Source organism: Shewanella metallivivens (genome assembly GCF_028750675.1).
Lineage (GTDB): Bacteria > Pseudomonadota > Gammaproteobacteria > Enterobacterales > Shewanellaceae > Shewanella > Shewanella metallivivens.
On the sequence record NZ_JAQQPZ010000015.1, the window covers coordinates 24,726 to 38,027 of the forward strand.

At 48.2% G+C, this 13,302-nt stretch carries 3 protein-coding genes; all 3 read right to left on the reverse strand.

Translation table 11 applies throughout. The features are described from left to right. Nucleotides 1–7 precede the first annotated feature (7 nt). The 3 genes from PQR79_RS18340 to PQR79_RS18350 all read right to left on the reverse strand — a co-directional run bounded on the left by PQR79_RS18340 (nt 8) and on the right by PQR79_RS18350 (nt 13,262). On the reverse strand, nt 8–1,390 hold the full coding sequence (locus PQR79_RS18340; RefSeq protein ID WP_238104451.1) for an HlyD family type I secretion periplasmic adaptor subunit: 1,383 nt from the start codon (nt 1,388–1,390) through the stop codon (nt 8–10). Then, entirely contained in the window at nt 1,387–3,564 is a 2,178-nt protein-coding gene (locus PQR79_RS18345; protein ID WP_238104449.1) for a type I secretion system permease/ATPase, read from the reverse strand. Before PQR79_RS18345 ends, PQR79_RS18340 begins: the two co-directional genes overlap by 4 nt. Nucleotides 3,565–3,662: 98 nt before the next feature. Further along, nucleotides 3,663–13,262 carry a cadherin domain-containing protein gene (locus tag PQR79_RS18350; protein ID WP_274408602.1) on the reverse strand — a complete coding sequence of 3,200 codons (9,600 nt, stop codon included), beginning with the start codon at nt 13,260–13,262 and terminating at the stop codon, nt 3,663–3,665. Between the last annotated feature and the right edge of the window lie 40 nt (nt 13,263–13,302).

The following is a 13,302-nucleotide window of genomic DNA, read 5'->3' on the forward strand; positions in this document are numbered from 1 at the left end:
GTTCTTCTTAGCGCTCTCTAAGAGCAGTATCTTTTGCTCTTAAAATTGGATTTAAAATGTACTCAAGTATTGATTTTTTCCCAGTGATTACGTCCACTGAAGTGAGCATCCCTGGAATTATTGGCATCTCTGTGCCATCGTCTTTTAGTAAACTCGATTGTTCAGTTCTTACTTTGATTATGTAAAAACTATTGCCTTCTTCATCTTGTGAAGTATCGGCACTGATATGTTCAACGGTACCTTTGAGACCGCCGTAGCGAGTAAAGTCATATGCTGTGACTTTCACTATAGCAGGAAGTCCAGGATGTAAAAATGCAATGTCTTTAGGTGTAATTTTAGTTTCTATCAATAGTTTATCTTCTGACGGCACAATCTCAATGATTTGTTCACCTGGCTGAACAACTCCACCTAAAGTATTAAAATAAATTTTCTTAATCGTACCGATGACAGGTGACGTAATCACCGCTCGACTGACTTTGTCAAAAGCGCCAATTTGCGCCTGATTCATGCGAGATAATTTAGTTTGTAATTCGTTCAGTTGTGCACGTAAATCAGTGGTGTACACAAATACAGCATCACGACGTTTTAAGATGGCTTCATCCATCGTGGCTTTCACTTTTGGGCGTAGTATACGCAGTGATTGCAATTCGCCTTGAATGTCGTTTACTGTTCGCTCAAGCTTTAGTAGTTCGACTTCTGGCACTATACCTTTGCGGGCGAGTGGCCTGGTTAATTCGAGTTCGCGAGTCACTAACTGGTAACTGGTTGTTAAAGTATTAATTTTTGAGGCTAGCTCTTCAATTTCTTGTTGTCGCTGCTGAATTTGACGAACTAAAATCTCTAGCTGGTTGCTGAGGTTATCTAAACGCAACGAGTACTCTTGTTGTTGTCTTTTAACTAATTCTGGTTCAGCTTCAATTATTGAGCCAGGAAATATTAGCGCTTGCTTAGTAATTTTTACTTGCTCACGCCAATCTGCAGACATGTCGGAAATGACAATGCTGTCGAGCTCTGCCCGCATACGGATAATGTTAGTTTGTAAGCCGTAGACTTCTTGTTCTTGTTGGCCAAAATCAGATCGAAAACGTGTATCATCGATACGAGCTAATGGTTGACCTTTGGTGACCATGACACCTTCCTGAACAAATATCTCTTGCAATATCCCGCCGTCCAAACTTTGAATCACTTGCAATTGTGATGATGGAATGACTTTGCCTTCACCCGTGGTGACTTGGTCTAATTCAGAAAAATAAGCCCAAATAACAAAACAAAGCATCATGGCAGCGAGTGACCATATGATCAGCCTGTGGCCTGTGGGCGCATCTGTCATCATTGCCCCATATACGTCATCAACCATTTCTAAATCTTCGGCGGTTAAGTGTTTGCTCATGCGTTTTGATCTCCCGCCATTGCGCCGGAGTTAAGTTTGGCAAGCACTTCATCTTTAGGGCCGTCGGCCAGTACATGACCACGTTCAAGTACAATAATTCTGTCAACCAAGTTAAGTAAGTGCATTTTATGTGTGATTAATAATAGTGTTCTATTTTTACTCACTTGTGCCATAGAACGCATAAATTGTTTCTCTGCTCTGGCGTCTAAACTTGCTGTGGGTTCATCCATTAATAATACTGGTGGGTCGTTTAATGTTGCTCTGGCAAGGGCTACAGTTTGTCGTTGGCCACGGCTCAAAGAAAGCCCTCCTTCGCCCACCTGCATGTCTAATCCTTCTGATTCTAAATGAGTAAATTGACTCACTCCTGACAATTGTACCGCCCTAATTAACTGGTGTTCACTTACTTGGCGTGTACCAAAAAGAATGTTGTCTCGAATACTGCCATGAAACAAGGTGACATCTTGTGGTAAATAACCAAAGTTACGCCGTAAATCACTAGGGTGGATTTGTCCTGCGTCTATTCCGTCATATCTCAAACTGCCTTGGCTTGGGCTGTATAAACCGAGAAGTAGTTTTGCTAGGGTGCTTTTTCCTGAGCCATTACGGCCGATAATAGCGATTCTCTCTCCAGGTTCTATGTGGATTGACATAGGGTGTAGTATTGGTTTTTCGGCCTCAGGAAAACTAAAGCTGATGTTATCTGCTGTAATTTTTCCGTTTAATCTTTCTTTACTGACTAAGTTTCCTTTGTTTTCAAATTCACTTTCTTTTGCCATTATTTCATCAAGTTGGCGAAGTGAACTTCGGGTGTAATTACCGCGAGTAATGAGTGACGCAAGCTGAGCCATAGGCGTTACGGCGCGGCTTGTAAGCATGACTGCCGCGATTATGCCTCCCATAGATAATTCATTATCTGCAAGTCGGTAAACACCTAATATAACAACAGCAACTACGCTGGTTTGTACGGCAAAATTGGCAAAGTTTGCAAGGAAATTAGTGATTTTTTTGGTTTTTAACTCCCAGTTAGCTGTATGGCCAATCATTTGCTGCCAACTCTTTTGAACGATGCCTTCAGCACCATTGGCTTTAATGGCTTCAATGGCTGTTAAACTTTCAATTAAATGACCATGTTTTAGGCTGGCGAAGCGATTACTTTCTTCGATTGATGCTTTCAGTCTTGGCTGGGCATATATTGTAACGCCGATAATGAATAAGCCTGAAATAACGGGAATGGCTGCTAAATCACCGGCAACGATATAAATCACAATGATGAATAAGATAGCGAAGGGCAAATCCACTAAGGAAGTGATTGTCGCTGAGGTTAAGAACTCACGAATACTGTCGAATTCGCCTAATTGCCTTGCCATACCACCGACACTCGGTGAGCGCTCTGATAGGGGGATACCAATGGCTTTTGCAAATAATTTAGAAGAGACAATAATGTCGACTTTTTTACCCGCGACATCAATTAAGTAACTGCGAAGTTGACGCATAACAAAGTCAAATAAATAGGCAATGCTTGCACCGATGGCAAGGACCCAAAGAGAGTCAAATGCCAAGTTTGGTACGACTTTATCATAGACATTCATGATAAACAGTGGGGAGACTAAGGCAAATATGTTAACTAAAATTGATGCGACTAAGGCATCTCGATATATGGGGGCTGCATCGATAATACTTTGTTTAAGCCAGTGTACTGAGTTGTCGTGAATGTGCACGTCAACACTTTTATCGCCTCTGTAGTGTTGCTTAACTAAGAATAAATAGCCTACGTAGAGTGTTTCTAGCTCTTCGACCGACATTGTTTCTTCGCCACCAGTTTCTGGTAACTGAATAATGACTTCGTCTTTCTCAATGTCGATACTGCGAAGAATACAGGCTTTTTGATTTTTAAGTAGCAGAATGCAAGGTAATAAAATCGCAGATAATTGATTGAGATCTTTTCGAGTTAATTTTGCCGATAAACCTGCACGCGCTGCCGCTTGTGGCAGTAAATCGGGAGATAGTACCGCACTCGTTAGGGGAAGCCCAGCCGCCAATGACTCACCAGAGCATGGGCTACCAAAATGCTCTGTTAAAAGGACAAGACTATCTAATAGTGGATCGACTGTCACACGTTGTGAGGCCGAAATGCTCCACTGTTCTTGAGTGTTGGCGGCACTAACAGACACGATGAAGATATCCTTATTGTTTTTATTATGAGTAATTTTAAAAGTGAGTATCTACTAAAGCACTCCATAAAGCTATGAAGTGCTTTAGTTTACTCTGCTTAAGGGATAACTTGGCCATCATCTTGGTTGGTTACAAATGGGCTCACTCCTTGCGCATCCGGTGTTGTCGTTGAAGCTGTATCAACAATTAGCGCACCGTCATCAAGTAACCCATTGATGATAACGCCATCTTCTGAGCTACCATAGATGCTTGATAAGTCCACACCATCAAGCGTAATGGTTTGTTCAAAAACACCATCGCCGTCAGCATCAATTTCTATCACACTAGAACCATTAGCGTCATGGTTGAAATTGAGTAAGTTTTCTAGATTATTGTATTCTTCATTAATCAGTAAATCACTCAAATCAATTTTATCTTCTGTATGGTTAAAGTCAGAAATGATGTCGTTACCAAATTCACCCAGTTGCCATTTAAAGGTGTCATTACCAGCATCACCTCGTAATACATCATCACCCAAGCCACCGATTAATGTGTCGTTCCCTGCTCCACCACGTAAACCGTCATTATGACTTCCGCCGTCGATATAGTCATTACCGGTATGGCCGTAGAGTATATCAGAGCCTGATTGACCATATATATAATCGTTACCGCTACCACTGTTAACAACGTCAGCTTGCTGAGAAGCAACATCAGTGGCAAGTAATAAGCCATCTGTATCAATAATGCTGTCGGTACCTGATAATGTGCCAGTCATGATATGGTGATTAGCGATTGTGTCGATTGATAATTCTAACTCGTCGTCAGATTGGTAACCAAATGCACCAGTTTCACCAGCATAAATAATATCTCCGCCACGACCTGTTTCTATGTGGTCGCTGCCAGAACCACCACTGATAACTTGTGTTGTGTCAGTACTATAGCTTGTTAGATTGCTTCCATTTGTTGTTACAGAGTTACCATTAACATCGGTTATCTCGCCGTATAGGTCACCACCAAAACTCACGTTAACTTGTTTCTGATTCAACCCATTCTCGCCACCTACAACGATAATCGTGTCGTTGAGGCTACCGCCAGTGGTGGTGATATTGTTTGCATCTTCCACGGGTACATCTTGCGCATTGACTACATTAACATCTACTGTAAGCGTAGCACTTGAAATATCACCATCGGCATCACTTATGGTATAGGTAAATACATCTACCGCACCTGATGGGATAGCATCAGTTGTTGTCGTTAATTCGTAGGTGTAACTACCGTCGTTGTTAATGATAACAGTGCCATATTGCCCTGTTATTGACACACCAACATTTCCTGTTACGTTAGTACTAACTTGATCACCTGCAGCAACACCAATGACATAACTGGTATCTGCTCCGGTAATATCATTGTCCAAGACATCACCTTCAACAGAAGGAAGGCTATAACCACTGCCAGCAACCATCCTTATGACTAATTCATAGCTAGTAGATGCGTTTTCATCAGTATAAATCGATGTAATAACATCTCCGTTATCATCCTTGAATCCAATTACTTGAATTGTGTATAGATCACCTTCGTAATTAAAGGTAACGTTAGTGTTACCTACGGTAACGATATCGCGAGGGTCGGCTCCGCTGTTAGGCGTTTCATTGTGTGAGAAGTTAAGCGTTAGTGTTACAGGTGTCACGTTGCCAAACGAGTCAATGATATTAAATACAACATCCATGGTCGCGGCAGTGATTGAAGAGCCACTGCTGATTGGATAGTTATAGTGTGTAAAGGTTCCTAATACGATATCTTGGTTTAGTGTAACTTCGCCATTTAGGACGTCGTCATTATCGATAAAACCATAACCTGACTTAGAGCCATTGGTCTGGCCCCAACGCACTTGGTCTAATGCATCGTCATTGTCTTCACCACCCGAGCCAACGTCACCATCAAATTTGCTAACGTTTCTACCTCCGGTAATCGTTTTCCACTCTGCTTCAACCCCACCGATAATTGCAAAAGAGTCTTGCGTGACAGTGAGCGTGGCAGTGTTATTTACCGCGATTGGTTCATCGTCATGTACTATTGCATTTAGGGTCGTCGATGCATAGTCGCCATCAACATCAAATGCTGTTATTTGGAAGGCGTCGGTCAATGTTTCGCTATTAGAGCCTGTATGGTCTTGAGCACTCGTTAGAGTATAAGTGTATTCTAATGAACCGTCGTTATATCCGGTAATAGATAGTTCACCAAATTCACCCGCTATAATAATTGGTGACGTTAATGATGCTGCCATCAGTACCGCTAAAGTTAATGTAGTGTTGTTTCCATCAACTTGGACAGTAATACGGTCTAATCCATCTTTGACGTTAATGACCATACTGCCTGTTGTCTCTGTTGCAGCATTAATATTAGTGCCGTTAATTAGACCAGCTTCAAAGACTTCTAATGAGTCTGGAGTGTCTATGGACACAAGGTCATTCGTACCGACAATGTTCACTGTTACAGTCGCTGTATCAGTTGCACCATATTCGTCAGTGACTGTGTAAGTAAATGTATCCGTAGTTAACTCACCTGATGCAAGGCCGTCAAATACACCGTTAGGGTTGTAAGTGTATGTCCCATCACTGTAAATCGTTAACAATGCGCCACTGGCTAAAGTAACGGTTTGTCCTGAAGTGACATCCTCACCGTTAATCGCGGTAAGTGCGAAGTCATGGCCTTGAGCATCGACATCATTGGCTAATAGGCCTTCCGTAGCGGTATCGACGTAAAGTATTTCAGATTCGCTGGTTATTATCGTACCAACAAGGGCTGGTCCTGTAACATCAATAGATGTTAAGTAGTAATCAGAAGAATCAGCTAATGCTGGGCCTCCATTTTGCTCACTTATCGTAGGTAATGCTTCAAACACAAGTTGGTCGAACACTAAATTACCAGTGTTAATTGTAAATGTTCCAGTTGTATTGCCAGCGCCTGTAGTGAAGGTTTGGGTGTCAACCAGTTCACCGTTGTAATACGCTTTCCAGACACCTTGCTCGCCAGAATTTTCATCACCAAACAAGTTAGCCACACTAAATGTTGCTTGATTCACTAATCCATTGAAATCAATGACAATTGCTTCAGAGGTTCCTGTGGCCGAATCATATTCAATTTGTTCAGATATTTGCCCTGAGGTTCGAGGTGATCCATCAACGCCAAGTTTATTGTTATCACTAGATATATTTACTTCACCTGTGGTGCCATCAGCATTTCGTGCACTAATAGTGAATTTAGGCTCTCCATTCTCATCAAGTGGAATTGTCCATACATCAGTGCTGCTTGAAGACGCGCTATAGATTGTGCCTGGAGTATCATCAATAGCGTCAACATTATTTAAGTTGAATGTGACCAGTGCTGTATCAGACAAACTACCGTCAGTTGTATTAACTGTTAATTGAATTTGGCTGCCATTTTCATAATCAATTTGCGTGGTGTCATAGACTGAAATCACACCGGTTTGAGCATTAATAATAAACGCACCATCTTCACTGATTAAGCTATTCGAACCATCTGAATGCATAAACGAGTAAGTCAGAGTATCACCATCAACATCTGTGTCATTTTCTGTATTAGCATCATTGACGTTATAAACAGCAGTTCCATTAGCAATAGTGTCATTAATGGTATCTGTGTAATCGTTGATGACTGGGCCTTCATTGACATCGAGCTCAGTCAGTTTGACGTCGATGTTGGTGGTGTTCACGCCATCTGAGGCGCCGACCACAAGGTTATGCACGTTGGCTAAGGCTTCAAAATCGTTGGCTACTGCCGCAACGCCCGCTGGGGTCAAGGTGATGACACCGGTGTTGGCATCAATCTCAAACCAGCCTTGGTCATTGCCGCTGACGATRCTGTACGTCACTGGCGTGCCTTCAGGATCGGTGGCCGTAACCGTGCCAATCACCGTGGTGTCAGTGCTGTTTTCAAGGTAGGTGAAGCTGTAGCTGTCCTCGCCCACCGGTGGGGTGAACTCAGGGCCTTCATTGACATCGAGCTCAGTCAGTTTGACGTCGATGTTGGTGGTGTTCACGCCATCTGAGGCGCCGACCACAAGGTTATGCACGTTGGCTAAGGCTTCAAAATCGTTGGCTACTGCCGCAACGCCCGCTGGGGTCAAGGTGATGACACCGGTGTTGGCATCAATCTCAAACCAGCCTTGGTCATTGCCGCTGACGATGCTGTACGTCACTGGCGTGCCTTCAGGATCGGTGGCCGTAACCGTGCCAATCACCGTGGTGTCAGTGCTGTTTTCAAGGTAGGTGAAGCTGTAGCTGTCCTCGCCCACCGGTGGGGTGAACTCAGGGCCTTCATTGACATCGAGCTCAGTCAGTTTGACGTCGATGTTGGTGGTGTTCACGCCATCTGAGGCGCCGACCACAAGGTTATGCACGTTGGCTAAGGCTTCAAAATCGTTGGCTACTGCCGCAACGCCCGCTGGGGTCAAGGTGATGACACCGGTGTTGGCATCAATCTCAAACCAGCCTTGGTCATTGCCGCTGACGATACTGTACGTCACTGGCGTGCCTTCAGGATCGGTGGCCGTAACCGTGCCAATCACCGTGGTGTCAGTGCTGTTTTCGTTATAACTAAAGCTGTAGCTGTCCTCGCCCACCGGTGGGGTGAACTCAGGGCCTTCATTGACATCGAGCTCAGTCAGTTTGACGTCGATGTTGGTGGTGTTCACGCCATCTGAGGCGCCGACCACAAGGTTATGCACGTTGGCTAAGGCTTCAAAATCGTTGGCTACTGCCGCAACGCCCGCTGGGGTCAAGGTGATGACACCAGTGTTGGCATCAATCTCAAACCAGCCTTGGTCATTGCCGCTGACGATACTGTACGTCACTGGCGTGCCTTCAGGATCGGTGGCCGTAACCGTGCCAATCACCGTGGTGTCAGTGCTGTTTTCAAGGTAGGTGAAGCTGTAGCTGTCCTCGCCCACCGGTGGGGTGAACTCAGGGCCTTCATTGACATCGAGCTCAGTCAGTTTGACGTCGATGTTGGTGGTGTTCACGCCATCTGAGGCGCCGACCACAAGGTTATGCACGTTGGCTAAGGCTTCAAAATCGTTGGCCACTGCCGCAACGCCCGCTGGGGTCAAGGTGATGACGCCGGTGTTGGCATCAATCTCAAACCAGCCTTGGTCATTGCCGCTGACGATGCTGTACGTCACTGGTGTGCCTTCAGGATCGGTGGCCGTAACCGTGCCAATCACCGTAGTGTCAGTGCTGTTTTCAAGGTAGGTGAAGCTGTAGCTGTCCTCGCCCACCGGTGGGGTGAACTCAGGGCCTTCATTGACATCGAGCTCAGTCAGTTTGACGTCGATGTTGGTGGTGTTCACGCCATCTGAGGCGCCGACCACAAGGTTATGCACGTTGGCTAAGGCTTCAAAATCGTTGGCCACTGCCGCAACGCCCGCTGGGGTCAAGGTGATGACGCCGGTGTTGGCATCAATCTCAAACCAGCCTTGGTCATTGCCGCTGACGATGCTGTACGTCACTGGCGTGCCTTCAGGATCGGTGGCCGTAACCGTGCCAATCACCGTAGTGTCAGTGCTGTTTTCAAGGTAGGTGAAGCTGTAGCTGTCCTCGCCCACCGGTGGGGTGAACTCAGGGCCTTCATTGACATCGAGCTCAGTCAGTTTGACGTCGATGTTGGTGGTGTTCACGCCATCTGAGGCGCCGACCACAAGGTTATGCACGTTGGCTAAGGCTTCAAAATCGTTGGCCACTGCCGCAACGCCCGCTGGGGTCAAGGTGATGACGCCGGTGTTGGCATCAATCTCAAACCAGCCTTGGTCATTGCCGCTGACGATGCTGTACGTCACTGGCGTGCCTTCAGGATCGGTGGCCGTAACCGTGCCAATCACCGTGGTGTCAGTGCTGTTTTCAAGGTAGGTGAAGCTGTAGCTGTCCTCGCCCACCGGTGGGGTGAACTCAGGGCCTTCATTGACATCGAGCTCAGTCAGTTTGACGTCGATGTTGGTGGTGTTCACGCCATCTGAGGCGCCGACCACAAGGTTATGCACGTTGGCTAAGGCTTCAAAATCGTTGGCTACTGCCGCAACGCCAGCTGGGGTCAAGGTGATGACGCCGGTGTTGGCATCAATCTCAAACCAGCCTTGGTCATTGCCGCTGACGATACTGTACGTCACTGGCGTGCCTTCAGGATCGGTGGCCGTAACCGTGCCAATCACCGTGGTGTCAGTGCTGTTTTCAAGGTAGGTGAAGCTGTAGCTGTCCTCGCCCACCGGTGGGGTGAACTCAGGGCCTTCATTGACATCGAGCTCAGTCAGTTTGACGTCGATGTTGGTGGTGTTCACGCCATCTGAGGCGCCGACCACAAGGTTATGCACGTTGGCTAAGGCTTCAAAATCGTTGGCTACTGCCGCAACGCCCGCTGGGGTCAAGGTGATGACGCCGGTGTTGGCATCAATCTCAAACCAGCCTTGGTCATTGCCGCTGACGATACTGTACGTCACTGGCGTGCCTTCAGGATCGGTGGCCGTAACCGTGCCAATCACCGTGGTGTCAGTGCTGTTTTCGTTATAACTAAAGCTGTAGCTGTCCTCGCCCACCGGTGGGGTGAACTCAGGGCCTTCATTGACATCGAGCTCAGTCAGTTTGACGTCGATGTTGGTGGTGTTCACGCCATCTGAGGCGCCGACCACAAGGTTATGCACGTTGGCTAAGGCTTCAAAATCGTTGGCCACTGCCGCAACGCCAGCTGGGGTCAAGGTGATGACACCAGTGTTGGCATCAATCTCAAACCAGCCTTGGTCATTGCCGCTGACGATACTGTACGTCACTGGCGTGCCTTCAGGATCGGTGGCCGTAACCGTGCCAATCACCGTGGTGTCAGTGCTGTTTTCAAGGTAGGTGAAGCTGTAGCTGTCCTCGCCCACCGGTGGGGTGAACTCAGGGCCTTCATTGACATCGAGCTCAGTCAGTTTGACGTCGATGTTGGTGGTGTTCACGCCATCTGAGGCGCCGACCACAAGGTTATGCACGTTGGCTAAGGCTTCAAAATCGTTGGCTACTGCCGCAACGCCAGCTGGGGTCAAGGTGATGACGCCGGTGTTGGCATCAATCTCAAACCAGCCTTGGTCATTGCCGCTGACGAAGCTGTACGTCACTGGCGTGCCTTCAGGATCGGTGGCCGTAACCGTGCCAATCACCGTGGTGTCAGTGCTGTTTTCGTTATAACTAAAGCTGTAGCTGTCCTCGCCCACCGGTGGGGTGAACTCAGGGCCTTCATTGACATCGAGCTCAGTCAGTTTGACGTCGATGTTGGTGGTGTTCACGCCATCTGAGGCGCCGACCACAAGGTTATGCACGTTGGCTAAGGCTTCAAAATCGTTGGCTACTGCCGCAACGCCCGCTGGGGTCAAGGTGATGACACCGGTGTTGGCATCAATCTCAAACCAGCCTTGGTCATTGCCGCTGACGATACTGTACGTCACTGGCGTGCCTTCAGGATCGGTGGCCGTAACCGTGCCAATCACCGTGGTGTCAGTGCTGTTTTCAAGGTAGGTGAAGCTGTAGCTGTCCTCGCCCACCGGTGGGGTGAACTCAGGGCCTTCATTGACATCAAGCTCAGTCAGTTTGACGTCGATGTTGGTGGTGTTCACGCCATCTGAGGCGCCGACCACAATGTTATGCACGTTGGCTAAGGCTTCAAAATCGTTGGCTACTGCCGCAACGCCCGCTGGGGTCAAGGTGATGACACCGGTGTTGGCATCAATCTCAAACCAGCCTTGGTCATTGCCGCTGACGATACTGTACGTCACTGGCGTGCCTTCAGGATCGGTGGCCGTAACCGTGCCAATCACCGTGGTGTCAGTGCTGTTTTCGTTATAACTAAAGCTGTAGCTGTCAGATTCAGGAGCATCATTTACTAATGTGATCACCGGTGTGTCACTGTCTTGACCGGTTAAGCTGCCATCCGAGACGGTTAAGTCGACCGCAGGCAGGGTGCCGCCGTTGTTGACTAAGTCCGCACCGGCTTGGGTTAATACCACTTCGCCGTTCACTAACGCATAGTAGCCGTCGTCATTGCTGCCTGGGGTGAAGTCCACGGTCAGTGCATCACCGTCTTCATCAAAGGTGGTGTAGGTTGCGGCCACATCGCCTTCAGCGGCGCYGTTTTCAGTAAAGTCATTGGCCACCACATCAATGGTTGGCGCGTCATTTTGACCCGCAATACCCGGTGTGTCACTGTCTTGACCGGTTAAGCTGCCATCCGAGACGGTTAAGTCGACCGCTGGGAGCGTGCCGCCGTTGTTAACGAGATCTGCACCGGCTTGGGTTAATACCACTTCGCCGTTGACTAACGCATAGTAGCCGTCGTCATTGSTGCCTGGGGTGAAGTCCACGGTCAGTGCATCACCGTCTTCATCAAAGGTGGTGTAGGTTGCGGCCACATCGCCTTCAGCGGCGACGTTTTCAGTAAAGTCATTGGCCACCACATCAATGGTTGGCGCGTCATTGGTTGGCGTGATCACCGGTGTGTCACTGTCTTGACCGGTTAAGCTGCCATCCGAGACGGTTAAGTCGACCGCGGGCAGGGTGCCGCCGTTGTTGACTAAATCTGCACCGGCTTGGGTTAATACCACTTCGCCGTTCACTAACGCATAGTAGCCGTCGTCATTGGTGCCTGGGGTGAAGTCCACGGTCAGTGCATCACCGTCTTCATCAAAGGTGGTGTAGGTTGCGGCCACATCGCCTTCAGCGGCGCCGTTTTCAGTAAAGTCATTGGCCACCACATCAATGGTTGGCGCGTCATTGGTTGGCGTGATCACCGGTGTGTCACTGTCTTGACCGGTTAAGCTGCCATCCGAGACGGTTAAGTCGACCGCGGGCAGGGTGCCGCCGTTGTTGACTAAATCTGCACCGGCTTGGGTTAATACCACTTCGCCGTTGACTAACGCATAGTAGCCGTCGTCATTGGTGCCTGGGGTGAAGTCCACGGTCAGTGCATCACCGTCTTCATCAAAGGTGGTGTAGGTTGCGGCCACATCGCCTTCAACGGCGCTGTTTTCAGTAAAGTCATTGGCCACCACATCAATGGTTGGCGCGTCATTGGTTGGCGTGATCACCGGTGTGTCACTGTCTTGACCGGTTAAGCTGCCATCCGAGACGGTTAAGTCGACCGCGGGCAGGGTGCCGCCGTTGTTAACGAGATCTGCACCGGCTTGGGTTAATACCACTTCGCCGTTGACTAACGCATAGTAGCCGTCGTCATTGGTGCCTGGGGTGAAGTCCACGGTCAGTGCATCACCGTCTTCATCAAAGGTGGTGTAGGTTGCGGCCACATCGCCTTCAGCGGCGCCGTTTTCAGTAAAGTCATTGGCCACCACATCAATGGTTGGCGCGTCATTGGTTGGCGTGATCACCGGTGTGTCACTGTCTTGACCGGTTAAGCTGCCATCCGAGACGGTTAAGTCGACCGCTGGGAGCGTGCCGCCGTTGTTGACTAAGTCCGCACCGGCTTGGGTTAATACCACTTCGCCGTTGACTAACGCATAGTAGCCGTCGTCATTGCTGCCTGGGGTGAAGTCCACGGTCAGTGCATCACCGTCTTCATCAAAGGTGGTGTAGGTTGCGGCCACATCGCCTTCAACGGCGCCGTTTTCAGTAAAGTCATTGGCCACCACATCAATGGTTGGCGCGTCATTGGTTGGCGTGATCACCGGTGTGTCACTGTCTTGACCGGTTAAGCTGCCATCCGAG